The organism is Kitasatospora sp. DSM 101779 (assembly GCF_025655475.1).
Taxonomy (GTDB): Bacteria; Actinomycetota; Actinomycetes; order Streptomycetales; family Streptomycetaceae; genus Kitasatospora.
The window spans coordinates 2,328,970-2,343,023 of sequence record NZ_JAHTIK010000001.1; the positions used below are offsets into that span (position 1 = coordinate 2,328,970).

13 protein-coding genes are annotated in these 14,054 nt (G+C 75.9%); 4 read left to right on the forward strand and 9 right to left on the reverse strand.

Annotated elements, in window-relative coordinates; translation table 11 throughout:
* From KSNIM_RS10820 to KSNIM_RS10850, 7 genes are all read right to left on the reverse strand, one after another.
* The coding region (locus KSNIM_RS10820) for an AAA family ATPase (protein ID WP_263103028.1) at positions 1 to 656 on the reverse strand (656 nt) is incomplete at its 3' end.
* Positions 653 to 2,221, reverse strand: coding sequence for a hypothetical protein (locus KSNIM_RS10825; RefSeq protein WP_263103029.1), 1,569 nt, complete (start codon positions 2,219 to 2,221; stop codon positions 653 to 655). The genes KSNIM_RS10820 and KSNIM_RS10825, both read right to left, overlap by 4 nt.
* Positions 2,202 to 3,584 carry a phenylacetate--CoA ligase family protein gene (locus KSNIM_RS10830; protein ID WP_263103030.1) on the reverse strand — a complete coding sequence of 461 codons (1,383 nt, stop codon included), beginning with the start codon at positions 3,582 to 3,584 and terminating at the stop codon, positions 2,202 to 2,204. The genes KSNIM_RS10825 and KSNIM_RS10830 overlap by 20 nt, the downstream gene beginning before the upstream one ends.
* Before the next feature lie 13 nt (positions 3,585 to 3,597).
* Complete coding sequence (locus KSNIM_RS10835) at positions 3,598 to 4,278, reverse strand: DUF6939 family protein (RefSeq protein ID WP_263103031.1); 681 nt, start codon at positions 4,276 to 4,278, stop codon at positions 3,598 to 3,600.
* The gene (locus KSNIM_RS10840; protein WP_263103032.1) at positions 4,275 to 5,510 is read right to left on the reverse strand and encodes a hypothetical protein; all 1,236 of its coding nucleotides are present in this window, start codon (positions 5,508 to 5,510) and stop codon (positions 4,275 to 4,277) included. Before KSNIM_RS10840 ends, KSNIM_RS10835 begins: the two co-directional genes overlap by 4 nt.
* Positions 5,507 to 5,971: a cupin domain-containing protein gene (locus KSNIM_RS10845; protein ID WP_263103034.1), complete on the reverse strand. Its 465-nt coding sequence runs from the start codon at positions 5,969 to 5,971 to the stop codon at positions 5,507 to 5,509. Before KSNIM_RS10845 ends, KSNIM_RS10840 begins: the two co-directional genes overlap by 4 nt.
* Positions 5,968 to 6,846, reverse strand: coding sequence for an AAA family ATPase (locus KSNIM_RS10850; protein ID WP_263103035.1), 879 nt, complete (start codon positions 6,844 to 6,846; stop codon positions 5,968 to 5,970). The genes KSNIM_RS10845 and KSNIM_RS10850 overlap by 4 nt, the downstream gene beginning before the upstream one ends.
* A 273-nt stretch (positions 6,847 to 7,119) precedes the next feature.
* Between KSNIM_RS10850 and KSNIM_RS10855 the strand changes: the two genes are divergently transcribed.
* The 3 genes from KSNIM_RS10855 to KSNIM_RS10865 all read left to right on the forward strand — a co-directional run bounded on the left by KSNIM_RS10855 (position 7,120) and on the right by KSNIM_RS10865 (position 10,066).
* A complete protein-coding gene (locus KSNIM_RS10855) occupies positions 7,120 to 8,019 on the forward strand; it encodes a nucleoside-diphosphate kinase (protein WP_263103036.1) in 900 nt (299 codons plus the stop codon).
* Positions 7,923 to 8,618, forward strand: a complete 696-nt coding sequence (locus tag KSNIM_RS10860; protein WP_263103037.1) for a class I SAM-dependent methyltransferase — start codon at positions 7,923 to 7,925, stop codon at positions 8,616 to 8,618. Before KSNIM_RS10855 ends, KSNIM_RS10860 begins: the two co-directional genes overlap by 97 nt.
* Positions 8,619 to 8,725: 107 nt before the next feature.
* Positions 8,726 to 10,066 carry a helix-turn-helix domain-containing protein gene (locus KSNIM_RS10865; RefSeq protein ID WP_263103038.1) on the forward strand — a complete coding sequence of 447 codons (1,341 nt, stop codon included), beginning with the start codon at positions 8,726 to 8,728 and terminating at the stop codon, positions 10,064 to 10,066.
* On the opposite strand, the gene KSNIM_RS10870 is transcribed toward KSNIM_RS10865, so the two are convergent.
* Positions 10,067 to 10,228 carry a hypothetical protein gene (locus KSNIM_RS10870; RefSeq protein ID WP_263103039.1) on the reverse strand — a complete coding sequence of 54 codons (162 nt, stop codon included), beginning with the start codon at positions 10,226 to 10,228 and terminating at the stop codon, positions 10,067 to 10,069.
* Positions 10,229 to 10,514: 286 nt separating this feature from the next.
* On the opposite strand from KSNIM_RS10870, the gene KSNIM_RS10875 reads away from it, so the two are divergent.
* The gene (locus KSNIM_RS10875) at positions 10,515 to 10,760 is read left to right on the forward strand and encodes a hypothetical protein (protein WP_263103040.1); all 246 of its coding nucleotides are present in this window, start codon (positions 10,515 to 10,517) and stop codon (positions 10,758 to 10,760) included.
* A gap of 81 nt (positions 10,761 to 10,841) precedes the next feature.
* Here KSNIM_RS10875 and KSNIM_RS10880 read toward each other — a convergent pair whose 3' ends face one another.
* The gene (locus tag KSNIM_RS10880; RefSeq protein ID WP_263103041.1) at positions 10,842 to 13,877 is read right to left on the reverse strand and encodes an AfsR/SARP family transcriptional regulator; all 3,036 of its coding nucleotides are present in this window, start codon (positions 13,875 to 13,877) and stop codon (positions 10,842 to 10,844) included.
* Positions 13,878 to 14,054: the final 177 nt, after the last annotated feature.

The window sequence follows — 14,054 nt, forward strand, 5'->3', positions numbered from 1 at the left end:
AAGCCCGCCCCGGCGAGGGCCGCCCGGCAGACCGCGGCGGCCTCCTCGGCCGTCACCCGGCGGGCGGGTGCGGAGGCCGCAGGCCCATCGGGCACCGGGGGTGCGACCGCCCGGGGGGCCAGGTCGGCGGCCTCCCGGGCGGCGATGGCGTCGACCACCGCGTCCAGCGCCAGGTGGTCGGTGTCGACGAGCCGCACCCCGGGGACGCCCGGCACCTCCGCGTCGAGGTGGCCCCAGGCGAGCCGGCCGTCGGCCTCCTGCATCTTGTGGTCGCCGCGGATGCGGGCCGCGAGCTGCTCGGCGCCGGCCCGAAGGCCGTAGAAGACCCACTCCAGGGCGGGGTCGGCGAGCAGGTCGGCGAACCGGTCGAGGGTCCGTCCGGGCAGCATGACGCCGCTGACCACGACGACCTCGGCGCCCCACTCCCGGTAGGAGGCGAGCAGGGCACGCAGGTTGCGGTCGATCAGCGCGTACTGGCGCTCGTCGGCGCGCCAGGGGTAGACGTCCGCGGCGGTGTCGGTGTCGATCAGTGCGGCGGGGCCGCGGTAGCGGCGCACCAGGCGGCGGCCGACTTCGGTCTTTCCTGCGCCGGGGGCGCCGGTGACCACCACGACCCGCAAAGGGGGCGGGCCGCCGGGGCGGGGCGGGGCGGTCACGTCCGCGGGGAGATGTAGGCGACGGAGGTGGTGGGCCGCCCGGTGACGGCGCAGGGCGCGGCCTCGGAGGCCTCGCGGAAGCCGAGCACCTCGCCGAGTCCCCAGCCGGCGACCTCCAGGACGGTCTCCCGGGTGGCGGCGAGCGGGGCGACGGCGACGCCGCGCTCCGCGAGCACCTCGCGGGCGGCCTCGGCGCGGTCGACCGGCCGGCACTGGCGGCGGGCGAAGCCGCGGGCGCGCCGCAGGTAGCCGGCGCCGACCTCGGCGACCGCCGCGGGCAGCAGGGCGGCCAGGGTGGTGAGGTCGTCCGGCAGCAGCACGGCCTCCTCGCGGGTGTCGCAGCGCACCACGACGGCCCGGATCCGGTCGCCGGGGCGCCGTCGCGGCTGGAGGTAGACCCGGAGCGGCACGCCCTGGCGGCGCCAGCGGCGGTGGTGGCGTCCGGCGGCGGGGCGGCCCTCGCCGGCCCGCAGTTCGCAGCGCAGGCCGCGGGCGGTGAGCAGGTCGACCAGCCGGCCGGCCTCGGCCCGCTGCTCGGCGTCGTCGGTGGTGAGGGTGAGCGCCACGTGCACGGGTGCGAGGTCGGGGTGGACGAGCAGCCCGCCCTCGGAGTCCATGCCGAGCATCAGGTGGGTCAGCACCAGGCGGCGGGTGAGCGCGCCGGTGACGTGGTGGGTGTGGCGGCGTTCGGCGCCCTCGCGGAAGCCGACGTCGTACAGCTCGGAGAATCGGCTGCCCTGGCCGTAGAGGCAGCCGGTCTGCAGGGTGCCGCCGTGCGGCAGCGGCACGTCCCCGCCGATGGTGGTCTCGGAGACGGCGGTGTTGTTCGTCCACGGCGGCCGCCGGGACCACAGCACCGGGACGTGCATGTCGGTGCAGAGCCGGTCCGCCATGGCGACGGCGTCGGCGAGGCCCTCCCGGGCCTGCTCGGCGTCGGCGTAGCAGGCCTGGAACTCGTAGATGTCGGGGGCCTCGATCGCCCGGAAGACGCTGCGCCCGGAGCGGGCCGGGCGGAAGTAGCGGGCCCGCCGGTAGGTGCGCAGCGGCAGGTCGTGGCGGGAGCGGACGATCCGTGCCCAGTGGGTGTAGACGGCCCCTTCGCCGGTCGGGGTGAGCACCATGCGGCGCCGGTCGGCGGCCCAGTCGCCGTCGTCGCCGGCGTACAGCAGGGAGCCCTCCAGCGGCATGATCCGCCGGGTGGGTTCGAGCACCGAGTCGGGGACGAGCATCGGGTAGTCGTACTGCTCGTAGCCGTGCCGTTCGTAGGTGCGCATGGCGATCTCGTCGAAGCGGCGGATCAGCCGCATGCCGTGCGGCAGGGTGACGGTGGCGCCGGGCAGTTCGATCGGGTCCTGGTCGAGGACGTCGGCCTCGCGCAGCCAGCGGGCGAACCGGCCGAGGTCGAAGCCGCCGTCCTGGAGCGGGGTGTCGACCAGGGCCTGCACGGCGCTGCCGTCGTGCGGCGGGTGCCAGGGCAGCGCGGGCGCCGGGACGGGGGGCGGCTCGGGCAGCACCTCGCTGTGGTGCGGCAGCAGCGGGGCGGTGTCAGGCCGTGGCGGTCGCACGGGCACCCCCGCCCGTGCTCGCGGCGCCGAGTTCGGAGACGCACAGGCGGAACTTGCCGGTGGAGGACTCCGGCATGCGGGTCAGGCTGTCGAACTCGACGGTGAACGGGTAGCCGGTGTGGTGCCGGATCCGCTCGGTGAGTTCGGTGGCGGTTCCCTTGCGCAGGCCGTCGGGCGTGTAGACCTTGATCTGCAGGCGGTCCGGCTCGCTCTGCACCACCTGGAACCAGTGCACCTCGGGGAAGCGCATGAACAGGTAGGAGAACAGGTAGGCGTCGATGTGGTCGCCGGACGGGGTCACGATGAGGTCCTGGAGGCGCCCGGCGACCGGGGTCATGCACGGATAGGGCAGCGCGGAGGTGTGCGGCAGCGGCGCCGCGAGGTCGCTGGTCTCGTAGCGGATCAGCGGCATGGAGTGGTTGTTGAGGGTGGTGAGCACGAGCCGGCCGGTCCGCCCCTCCTCGCAGGGGTCGCCGTTCTCGTCGAGGAACTCGACGAAGACGTTCTCGGACTGGATCAGCATCGGCCCGCCGCCGGGCTGTTCGTGCGACACGATGTTGGTCTCCCGCATCCCGTACTTGTCGTAGACGTCGCAGTCGAGCACCCGGCCGATGGTCTCCCGCAGGGCGGGCGGCAGCGGTTCGGAGGTGCCCTGGACGGCGCGCAGGCCCGGGATCCGGACCTGGCGGCGCTCGGCCTCCTTGGCGATCAGGTGCATGGCGTTGGAGTAGGTGCTGACCAGGGCGGGCCGGAAGCGGACCAGCCGGTCGAGCACCGAGTCGATCAGCTGCGGGGACAGCCGGAAGGTGTTGAACTCCCGCCGGTTGGTGAGCAGGTTCTCGGCCCGGTCGGTGAGCTGCTTGAACGACCAGTAGATCTCCGAACCCCACAGCAGGACGAACGGGTCGCCCAACTGCCAGCCGCTGCACCACTCGTAGGTGCGCAGCTGGTGGGCGCGCATCCACAGCCGGAAGTCGGCGTCCTGCTGGAACTGGGCGCGGCGGCCGGTGGAGCCGGACGAGAAGTTGGTCTGCAGGGTGGCCCGGTCGGCCTCCGAGGAGAGCAGTGCGTCCTGCTCGCGGAGCAGCACGTCGCGGCTGAGCACCGGGAGCTTGCGCAGGTCGGCCGGGGACTCCAGGTCGCGCAGGCCGCGCTCGTCCATGATCCGCCGGTAGTACGGGACGGTCCGGTACGCGTGCCGGACGGTGGCGCGGAGCTTGTCGAACTGCAGCTCGGCGATCTCGGCCGGGGTGCGCTCCTGGTTGGCGCGGAGCCACTCCAGGCGCTCCCGGACGGAGCCGCGGCCGCGCAGGCGCTGCTCCTGCCAGTAGAGCGGGCCGGCGATTCCTCGGGGAAGATGCATGGCTGACGGCCTTTCAGCGGCGGTGGATCCGCCGGTAGCGGGTCAGGGACAGCGGCGGCGGGCCGCAGGGAGCGGCGCATCCCGGGCGGGCGGCGAGCCAGGCCGCCCGCCGGTCGGCGAGCTCCTCGATCCGCCCGCCGAACCAGGCGGCGAGGATCGCCGAGTGGCTGTACGAGGTGCGCGGGTCCTCGATGTCGTGGTTGTCGTCCCAGTCGTAGAAGACGGCGTCGCGGCCGGCGGCGAGGGCACCGGTGATCTCGGCGACGACGGCGTCGGGCACGAGCCGGTCCAGGACGTGCAGGTAGGCGGGCAGGTAGACCAGGTAGCGGGCGGTGACCAGGTCGGTGGGGCGTCCGGCGAAGCTGACCGTGGAGGCCGCGTAGTCGAAGCCGGGCCCGCGCAGGTGGTCCGGCGGCCGCTTCTCGGCGGGCCGGGCGAGCAGGCTCAGGTCGGTGCGGCCGTCGACGAGTTTGAGCGCCTGCCAGACGTTCTCCAGCGACTGGGAGGTCTGCGCGGTGCCGGGCACGGGGATCCGCCAGCGGCGGTCGCGGTGGAAGGGGTTCATGGTGGCGAACCGGCGCATGGACGCGGGCGCGGCCTGGCAGGTGTCGATCAGCAGGCCGCCGCCCGCGCCGAGGGCGAGGCCCTCGGCGCGAGGGACCGCCCGGGTCGTGCCGGTCGTCCGGGTGGTCATCGCGGGACGGCGGCCGGCCGGGCGGCGAGCCCGGCGAGCAGGTCGGCGGCGGCCCGGCCGGGGTCGGCGGCGGGGAGCAGCTCGATCCACCGGCCGTGCCGGCGGACCTCCCGGTACCGCTCCGGGGTGCTGCGGCAGTACAGCTCGGCGTCGTCGAGGGCGGCCGCGGACCCGTCGGCCGGCACCAGCCGGAGCCGGTCCTCGCGGAGGTAGGCGGTGAGGCCGCCGGCCTCGGCGACCGGCCGCCACTGCGGGCGCGGGACGGGGTAGGCGTTGCCGCGCTCCCAGTCGACCAGCCGGACACCGGCGGCGGCCGCCGCCCGGCGCAGCGGCCCGGGCAACTCGGCGAACGGCACCACCACGACGGCGGCGCCGAGGCCGGCGTAGACGGCGAGTTCGTCGGCGCGCGGCAGGTCGGTGAGGTACACCACCAGCGGGCCGGAGGGCAGTTCGGCGGGCATCGCCCCGGCGAGCGCCTCGGCGAGCCGCCACTCGCCGTCGTCCTCGGCGGCGGCGAGCGGTCCGGCCGCGGTGCCGCTGCCGGGGACGACGGCGTACGCGCGGGAGCACCCGGGGCTGCCGAGCACGGACTCCTGCAGCGGCCGGAGCCAGTCGGCGTGGGTCTCGAAGGACCAGGCGTAGTCGAGGTCCTCCTTCTCCAGCATCAGGGTGCTCATGTTGTGGACGTCCAGCGGGGCCTCCAGCGGGGCCCGTTCGACGGTGAAGCCGGCCTCCTGCAGGAAGGTCTCGCGGCGGCGGTTGTTGCTGAGCAGTCGCACGGAGTCGACGCCGAGGTGACGCAGGATCGCGGCGACCGGCTCGTAGGAGCGGGCGTCGACCGGGGCGTCGAGGCGGCGGTAGACGGCCTCGGTGTCCAGGCCCTCCTGCTGGCGCATGGCGTAGATGGCGAAGTGGGCGGCGATGCCGAGGCCGCGCGCGTCCTGGTCGATGCCGTACAGCAGCAGGCCGCGGCCCTGCCGGGCGAAGGTGTGCATGGCCTCGTCCAGCTGGTAGCCGCAGTCGCACTGGGCGGAGCGCAGCACGTGGCCGAAGAGGCAGGCGGACTCGATGCGCAGCGGCACCGGCGTGCCGTCGTGCAGGTCTCCGGTGTGGACGGCGGCCCAGCGCTCCCCGTCGAAGTCGAAGTGCCAGAGGACGAACGGGGTCTCGCCGCCGGCCCAGCGCAGCGGCAGGTGGGCGGGGCCGTCCGGGCGGGGTGCGGTGGCGGTCATCGGACGGCCGCCTCCTCCAGCGCTGCGCCGGCGAGGAGTTCGTCGTCGCGGACGAGCACCATCCGGGTGTGCGAGTCGATCGGGTGGTGCGGCACGCCGAAGGCGAGGAAGTCCAGCGGGTTGTCGTCGATCGGGCCCTGGACGCCGTGCGGGTACTCGGCGGGGACGTAGATGGAGTCGCCGGTGCGCAGCACGTAGTCCCGGCCGTCGATGTGCAGGGCGCCGCGGCCGTTCAGCACGTACAGCAGGTGGGCGCCCTCGTGGACGTGCAGCGGGAAGGCGGTGCCCGGCTGCATGGTGATCCGGTCGACGCCGATCGGCAGGCCGCCGGGCAGGACGGCGCCCGCGCCGGCCACGCCGGTGATGGCGTCGAGGCGCACCCCCGCGTCGTCGTACATCGTCCGGCGGGCGCCGTCGAGGACGTTGAGGATGTGTTCGTCGGGGCGGAAGACCTGGTTCATGGGGCAACTCCTCGGTGGGACTGGGGTGCGGCCGGGACGGGGATGCGGTCCAGCAGGCCGGACTCCTCGACGTAGCGGGCGCGCCGGTCGTAGAGCGTGCGGAGCATCTCGGTGGAGCCGTCGTAGCCGGCCGGCAGCGGCGAGTCGGCGATGGCGGCGAGCAGCGGGAGCCCGGTGGCGGCGGTCAGCCGGCGGGCGGTCGGCGTCACCCGCGCGGTGCCGCCGATCTGGTTGAGGACGAACCCGTGCAGCAGGGCGCGGAGTTCGGGGACGAGCAGGGCGGGGAGGCCGGCCAGGGCGGCCAGGTGGCCGGAGCGCCGCGGGTTGGTCACCAGGACGACCGGCAGGCCCGCGTGGGCGGGCAGCACCTGGTTGGCGAGGTCGTCGGCGGGCTCCAGCTCGCCCGCGCCCGCGGCGCCCTCGACGAGCAGCCAGCGGCCGTCGGCGCGGACCTTCTCGTAGCCCTGCAGCACGGCGTCCTCGCAGTGGCGGCGCAGTGCGGCGGGCAGTGCGGCGGCGTCGAGGCTGTCCTCGCCGGCCACCGGCGCGGTGCCGACGAACCTGCCGCGCACCCACAGGTCGCCCTCGGGGGCGCCCGGGTACGGGAGGTCGACCAGCACCGGGTTGTTCCACCACCGGACGGGGAGCCCGGCGGCGGCGCAGTTGTGCAGGACGCCGCGCCGCCAGGGGGCGACCGCGGTGTGGGCCGGGTCGTCGGGTGCGACGACGGCGGTGGCCTTGAACGGCTCGCAGGGCACGCCCCTGGCGTGCAGGGTGCGCAGGATGCCGATGCCGATGCCGGTCTTGCCGGTGCCGGCGGCCGCGCCGAGGACGGTCAGCCCGCCCGGTGCGGGCGCCTGCTGCGCGGGATCCATGCGGTCACCGTTCCTTCGCCGTGACCGGACCGGCCGGTCCGGGATTCCGGGAAGTCCGTGCACGGCCCGCGGCACGGCGCTCCCCCTGTACGCCGAGCACCATCGCAGGTTTATGACAGACGAGTCAAGTAGTCAGTCACATTCATACTGGGAGCCCTGAACAAGTATTTGACAGATCGCTTGACCGACGCTGTCATAAATGTGCGACAGCACAGACGGAACAGTCTCAGGCCCGCGGCCCGCCCGCGGTCCGACACGGAAGGACGGCCGGCCATGGCCGATTTCGACTACCGGCGCACCGCACTTCTGGTCATCACGCCGGACGCCGTGCGCCGGCACCTGGCCCGGCAGGTCGTGTCCCGGGTCCGGGCGGCGGGATTCACCGTCGCCGCCCACCGGCTCTGGCCCGCCGCACCGCCGGGGCTCGACCCGTTCCACCGGCGCAACGAGCCGGTCGCCCGCGACCCCCGGCTGCGCCGCACCGTCGAGGAGCTCTTCGACCTCGGCCCGCTGCTCGCCCTCGGCGTCCAGGAGGGCCCCGGCCGCCCGGCCGACGGCGTCCACCGGCGGCTCGCCGAGCTCAAGGGCCGCGGCGACCCCGCCTGGTCGGCGCCCGGCTCCATCCGCAAGGACCTGGGCTCGATCAACACCGTGCTCAACATCGTCCACTCCTCGGACGACGCCGAGGACACCGCCCGCGAGGCGGCGCTCTTCCTGGAGGCTGGCCCCGGACTCCCCGAGACCGGCCCGGCGGCCCTGGACGCCGCCGTCCGCGCGGCGGAGCGGGGCCGCCCCCGGGAGGACCGCGGCCACGACGAGGTGCTCGGCGGCGTGCGCGCCCGCGTGCTGACCGGCATCCGGCCCAGCCTCCCGCCCGAGCAGCGCGAACACGCCGACCGGTGGTGCGAGCAGCACGGCGCGGGCGGACTCGCCGGCCCCGGCGGCGGCGCCCTGCTCGCCGGGTCGGCGGCCCGGCCGCCGGCGCCGCGGCGCCGACCGGCACCGCGGCGCTGTACCGCGCCAAGTACGACCTCATCGCGCTGCTGCACCCCGACCCCTGGTTCACCTTCCTCAACATGGGCCACTGCACCGCCGGCCCCGACGGGCCGGACCGGTGCGCCGACCCGGACCTGCCCGGCACCGGGCGGCACGGCGGCGCGCTGTACGACCTGACCGCCGCACCCGCCCCGCTGGAGGGCGCGGAGGTGCTGGACGTCGGCTGCGGCCGAGGCGGCGGCACCGCCCGGCTCGCCCGCACCCGCCGCCCGCACAGCACCACCGGCCTCGACGCCTCGCCGCGGAACGTGGCGCTCTGCCGCCGCGACCACGCCTCACCCGGGCTCGACTTCCGCCACGGCGAGGCCGACCGGCTGCCCTTCCCCGACGCCTCCTTCGACGCGGTGGTGTCGGTGGAGTCCGTGCACTGCTTCCCCGACGCCGGACGCTTCCTCGCCGAGGCCGCCCGGGTGCTCCGGCCCGGCGGGCACCTGCTGATCGCCGACGAGTGGCCCGCCGCGGACGCGCACGGCCCGGCCCGCGCCGCCGCCGCGGCCGGACTGCGCGTCGAGGCCGTGGAGGACCTCACGGCCGGGGTGCTCCGCTCGCTGGACCGGCTGCCCGCGGAGGCCGCCCGGCTGCTCCCGGCCGTCGACGGCGAACACCGCGCCGCCTACGCCCGCTTCTTCGCCGACCGGGTCGGCCGCGACTCGGCCGGCCTGTACCGCTCCGGGCGCTGCGTCTACCTGCGGCTGCACGCCCGCCGGGAGGACTGAGCCGATGGCGCCCCGCTGCCCGGGCCGCCGGGCCGGAATGATCGGAACCCTTCTTGACAGCGCTCCGCGACTGATAGTCTCGCGATCGAGTCAAGAAGGGGTGCGCCGTGGCGGACAACCAAGAGCTCGGCAACCGGATCCGGCAGCTCCGGCGGGCCGCGAAGCTCTCCCAGGCCGACCTGGCCGGCGACGACCTGTCGCCCAGCTACGTCTCGCTGCTGGAGGCGGGGAAGCGGGTGCCGACGACCCGCGTCGTCGAGCAGCTCGCCGAGCGGCTCTCCTGCGACCCGAAGACCCTGCTCGGCCTGATGCCGCGCGCCCGCACCGAGGACATCGAGGTGGAGCTCCGCTACGCGGAGATCATGCTGCGCAACGGCGACAGCGAGGGCGCACTGCGCGCCTACGAGAAGGTCTCCGCCGAGGCCTCGGACGCCGGCCAGGACGACATCGCCGCCCAGGCCGACCTCGGCACCGCCCAGGCGCTGGAGCTGTGCGGTCGGCTGGAGGAGGCCGTGGTGCGCTACGAGCGGCTGCACGCCGCCGGCCGGCCCGCCCGGCAGGGCGCCGGCCGGCTGACCGTGGTGGTGGCACTGTGCCGCTGCTACCGCGAACTCGGCGACCTCGCGCACGCCGTCGACCTGGCCGAGACCACCCTCGCCGAGGTGCAGCGGCTCGGCCTGCTGCCCACCGTCACCGGCATGGAACTGCTCTCCACCCTGGTCGGGCTGCACTCCGAACGCGGCGACCTGCACCGCGCCTCCTACCTCGCCTCGCTCGGTCTGGAACAGGCCCGCCAGGTGGAGGACCCGAAGGCGCTCGGCGCCGTCTACTGGAACGCCAGCCTGGCGGCCCACCGCAGCGGGGACTCGGAGAACGCCCTGATGCTGGTGCAGCGGGCGCTGGCGATCTACGCGGAGGGCGAGAACGAACGGGCCGTCGCCCGGCTCCGGAACGCCTACGCCACCGTGCTGCTGCAGCGCGACGAACCCGACGTCGAGGCGGCCAGGGACCTGCTGCGGCGCAGCGCCGACACCCTCGTCCGCGAGGGCAGCAGCATCGACCTCGCGTACTGCGAGACCGCGATGGCCCGGGCGGAGCTGCTCGCCGCCGACCCGGCGGCCGCCGCCGAGCACGCCCGTCGGGCCCTGGAGCTGCTCGGCCCGGGCCACAGACTGGAGACCGCCCGGACCTTGCTCGTCCTCGCCGCGGCCCTGCAGGAGCAGGGTGACGAGGCCGGCGCCCGGGAGTCCTGCGAGCGGGGCGCCCTGATGCTGGAGGCGTCCGGTGCGGACCGGCAGGCCGCCTTCGCCTGGGCCGAGCTCGCCGAGATCCTCGACAGAGCCGGCGAGAGCGAACGGGCCGTGCACGCCTACCAGCAGGGCATGCGCTGCCTGGGGCGGCGGGGCAGCCTGCTGCCCCACCGCCCCGGATCGGCCCGTCGCCGCTGATCAGCAGCAGGCCGGGAAGTCTCCGGTCGTCGCGTCGGTCGTGACCACCGCGCCGTCCGCGGTGACCGCGCCGCCGGCGACCGGGCTCGCGGCCCACCCGAGGGCGGCCAGCAGGGCGAGGACGAGGCCGGCACAGGCCGTTCCAACCGGGATTCGACGCATGACAACTCCTGAGTACCGAGTGCGGAACGGGGGCCAGGCCGGTACGCCTGACACCCCGGTCGGAGCCGGCCCGGGAATCCCCGGACGGCTCCGGAAAGCACCCGCCGGAACCCTTTCCGGCGGTCTTCCGTGCCGTGGTCGACGGCACACAGGAACGCTATCCCGAGCACATCTACAACCGATGTACAACCCGATAAACGCCGCCCGGCCCGCGCGTGTGCCACCGGAATTCCGACACCGGTGCAACCAGCGTCCGACCGGGGGCCGACAGAAAGGCGGACCGGAGATGAAGAAGGCGACGGAAATGCGGCGGGCCCTGCGGCGGGCGCTGCTCACCGGCGCGGCGGCGGCCCTGCTGCTGCTCGGCACCGCGGGCGTCTCCTCCGCGGGCATCCCGATCGAGTCGTGGAACAACACCGGCGCCTCGGCCGGGGACGCCTCCACCGGATCGTCGCCGCACACCGCGGACATCCACATCGGCTCGTGGAACAGCACCGGCGCCGACTACCACCGGCCGCCGACCGTCTCCTGACCGTCCGCCGACCGTCACTGCCGGCCTCCGGGCGGCGCGTCCCGGGTGCCGGGCACCCGGGACGCGCCGCCCGGACGCCCCTCAAACCGTGCGCGCCGACACGAGGTCGGTCACGAGGTCGGCGTGGTGCGCGTCCACCGGCAGGCCGAGCCCGGTGAACAGCGCCCGGGCGCGCAGCAGGCAGTCCCGGGCCCGGCCGTCCTCGCCGAGTTCCGCCAGCGCGCGGCCCAGCACCAGCAGGGCGTGCGCCTGGTCGCGTTCGGCGCCCAGCGCCTCGCCGGCGGCGAGGGCGGCCTCGGCGTGCTCCACGGCCTGCCGGAGCCGGCCCGCCGCCCGCAGGCTGTCGGCCAGCCGGTAGCGGGACTGCGCCGCCCGGACTTCCAGGCCGAGGGCGGTGGCCAGCGCCATGGCGCGGCCGAACCACTCCGCGGCCTCCGGGTGGTCCCCCAGGGTGTGCAGGGCCAGGCCCAGCACGTACATGGCGTAGGCCCGGCCGGGGCCCTCCTCCGCCGGGCCGCCGGGCAGGCCCCGCGCCAGGTCGGCGAGCACCGCGCGGCAGACCGCCGCGCCCTCCTCGGCCCGGCCGCCGTACACCCGGGCCAGCGCGACGTTGATCCGGGTGGCCACCTCGCCGGCCCGGTGCCCGAGCCGGCGGGCCAGTTCGACCGCCTCGCCGTAGAGCGCGTCGGCCTCGTCGTAGTCGGCGAGGTACTGGGCGACCAGCCCGCCGTCGTTGAGCACCTGCCGCAGGATCGCGGTGTCCCCGGCCGCCCGGCTGGCGGCCGCGGCCAGCCGGGTCTGCCGGCGCGCCTCGGACAGCCGGTGCAGGTCGAGCGCGATGTTGCCGCGCAGGAAGCGCGCCCGGCCCTCGGCGCGGGCGTCACCCCGCCGAACGGCTGCCTCGGCCAGCGCGTCCACCGCCGCCACCAGCGGACCGCGGTGCGGGCCGAGCTCGAACGGGCTCAGCATCACCAGCAGGTCGACCGCACCGTTCAGCCGCTCCCGGTGGTCAGGGTCGGCGCCCTCGCCGTCCGGCGGCTCGGTGCCGATCCGGTGGGCCAGCGCCACGGCCGTCCCGGACTCCGCCGACACCCAGGACTGTGCCGCGACCCGGTCGGCGAACGACAGGCCGGCGGCCGACGGGCGGGCGAACACCCGGTCGATCTCGTCCCCCGGGCAGCCCTGCCGGAAGGCCTCGTGGCCGGTCGCGGTCAGGAAGCCGAGCAGCCGGTGCCGGGCGGCGGCGGCCTCACCGGGGTCGGTGCGCCGCGAGGTCCGCTGCGCGAAGGAGCGCAGCAGGTCGTGGTAGCGGTAGCGGCCGATCCGCAGCGACTCGACCATCCGGACGTCCACCAGGGACTCCAGCAGGTCCTCGGCGTCGTCCCGGCCGACCGCGAGCACCGCCGCCGCCGCGTTCAGTCCGATGTCCGGACCCGGCACGGCGGCCACCAACCGGAAGGCCCGGGCCTGGTCCGCCGAGAGCTGCCGGTAGCCGAGCGCGAACGCGGCCTCCACGGCAAGGTCGCCGATCCGCAGTTCGTCGATCCGCCGGACCTCCACCGCCAGCCGGTCGTTCATGCTGGCGACCGTCCACGCCGGTCGGGCCGCCAGCCGCGCCGCCACGATGCGCACCGCCAGCGGCAGGTGACCGCAGGCGGAGACGAGCCCGAGCGCGGCGGCCCGTTCGGCGGCCAGCCGCTCCGGCCCGATCACCCGGCCGAGCAGGCCGAGCGCCTCCTCGGGCGTGAACAGCTCCAGGTCGGTGTGCAGGGTGGCGAGCGAACTCGCGGCCCCCGTACGGCTGGTGACCAGGACGGCGGAGCCGGGGGTGCCGGGCAGCAGCAGGCGGACAGCGGCGGCCTCGTCCGCGTTCTCCAGCACCAGCAGCAGCCTGCGGTCGGCCACCAGGGAGCGGAAGAGCGCCGACCTGTCCTCCGTCCCGTCCGGCACCGCCTCCGGCGCGATGCCCAGCGCCGTCAGGAAGTTGGCCAGCACGGCCGCCGGACGGCCGCCGGCCGGGCCCTCGCCGCGCAGGTCCGCGTACAACTGCCCGTCCGGGAAGAACCGGCGGACCTGGTGGGCCACGTGGAGCGCCAGCGTGGTCTTGCCGACCCCGCCCATACCGGCCACGGACACGATCGCGGGCGCCCCGTTCACCGGAGAGACCAGCGCCTCCCCGAGCGCCATCACCAGTGTCTCGCGCCCCACGAAGTCCGCGGTGTCCGGCGGCAGTTGACCCGGCACGGGCAGCACGGGCGCGGCACGGGGCGCCGGCACGGGCACCGCGGGCGCCGGTGGTGCCGCGGCCGGTGCGGCCGGTGCGGCCGGTGCCGCCGGCGGCGCCGCGGGCTGCGCCGGCGCCGCGGTGGAGCCCTCGCCGGCCAGGATCCGACGGTGCTCGGCCTCCAGCTCCGCTCCCGGCCCGATCCCCAACTCGCCCACCAGGGTGCGGCGCACGCCACGGAAGACGGCCAGCGCGTCGGCGGTGCGGCCGGCCTGGGCGAGCGCCCGCATCAGCAGCAGGTGGACCCGCTCGCGCAGCGGGTGCGCCGCGGCGAGCTCGGTCAGCTCCGGGACGCAGCGCCGGTGGCCGCCCAGTGCGAGGTCCAGCGCGATCCGCTCCTCCAGCAGCGCCAGCCGGCGGTCGGCGAGCAGCCGCCGCCACCGCTCGGCGAACGGCCCCGGGACGCCAGCGAGCGGTTCGCCCCGCCAGAACGCCAGCGCACCGTCGAGCAGATCACGCGCCTGGGCGGTCTCGCCGTCGGTGCTCGCCCGCTCGGCGCAGGCCGCCGCCTCCTCCGCGCGGAAGACGTCCACCGCCGAGGTCGGCAGGTCGAGCCGGTAGCCGTCACCGCCGGTGGCCAGCACCTGCGGACCCTCGCCGTCCTCCAGGACGCGCCGCCACCGCCAGGCGTACGTCCGGATGATGCCGGTGGCCGTGCCGGGCGGCTCGTCACCCCAGATGGCCTGCGCCAACTCGCCGGTGCCGACGGTGAGTCCGCGTCGCAGCAGGAGCACCGCCAGCATCGCCTGCTGCTGCGGGCCGCCCGTCCTGAGCTGCGCCGCCCCCCGCCGCACCTGCATCGGCCCCAGGACGGAGAGCCTGAGATCGTCCATGGATTCGTGCCCTTTGCCGCTGATCTGCCCCACCCCCGGGGTCAGGCTAGCCCCGGCCCCGGGCAGGCACCCCCGTCGATCGACTGGAATCCCGGGCGCCCGGTCGACAGGACGCGGACAACCGGTGCCGCGGTTCGCGCCCCGCTCGACCGGGCCGCGCCGGGCGCGGCGCCGCCC

What these genes read in the sequence shown, in the direction of transcription:
- KSNIM_RS10875 (WP_263103040.1), top strand. Translation starts at nt 10,515, where the DNA reads ATGAAGAAGGCGACGGAAATGCGGCGGGCCCTGCGGCGGGCGCTGCTC.
- KSNIM_RS10845 (WP_263103034.1), bottom strand. Translation starts at nt 5,971, where the DNA reads ATGAACCAGGTCTTCCGCCCCGACGAACACATCCTCAACGTCCTCGAC.
- KSNIM_RS10860 (WP_263103037.1), top strand. Translation starts at nt 7,923, where the DNA reads ATGGGCCACTGCACCGCCGGCCCCGACGGGCCGGACCGGTGCGCCGAC.
- KSNIM_RS10855 (WP_263103036.1), top strand. Translation starts at nt 7,120, where the DNA reads ATGGCCGATTTCGACTACCGGCGCACCGCACTTCTGGTCATCACGCCG.
- KSNIM_RS10850 (WP_263103035.1), bottom strand. Translation starts at nt 6,846, where the DNA reads ATGGATCCCGCGCAGCAGGCGCCCGCACCGGGCGGGCTGACCGTCCTC.
- KSNIM_RS10870 (WP_263103039.1), bottom strand. Translation starts at nt 10,228, where the DNA reads ATGCGTCGAATCCCGGTTGGAACGGCCTGTGCCGGCCTCGTCCTCGCC.
- KSNIM_RS10835 (WP_263103031.1), bottom strand. Translation starts at nt 4,278, where the DNA reads ATGACCACCCGGACGACCGGCACGACCCGGGCGGTCCCTCGCGCCGAG.
- KSNIM_RS10830 (WP_263103030.1), bottom strand. Translation starts at nt 3,584, where the DNA reads ATGCATCTTCCCCGAGGAATCGCCGGCCCGCTCTACTGGCAGGAGCAG.
- KSNIM_RS10840 (WP_263103032.1), bottom strand. Translation starts at nt 5,510, where the DNA reads ATGACCGCCACCGCACCCCGCCCGGACGGCCCCGCCCACCTGCCGCTG.
- KSNIM_RS10880 (WP_263103041.1), bottom strand. Translation starts at nt 13,877, where the DNA reads ATGGACGATCTCAGGCTCTCCGTCCTGGGGCCGATGCAGGTGCGGCGG.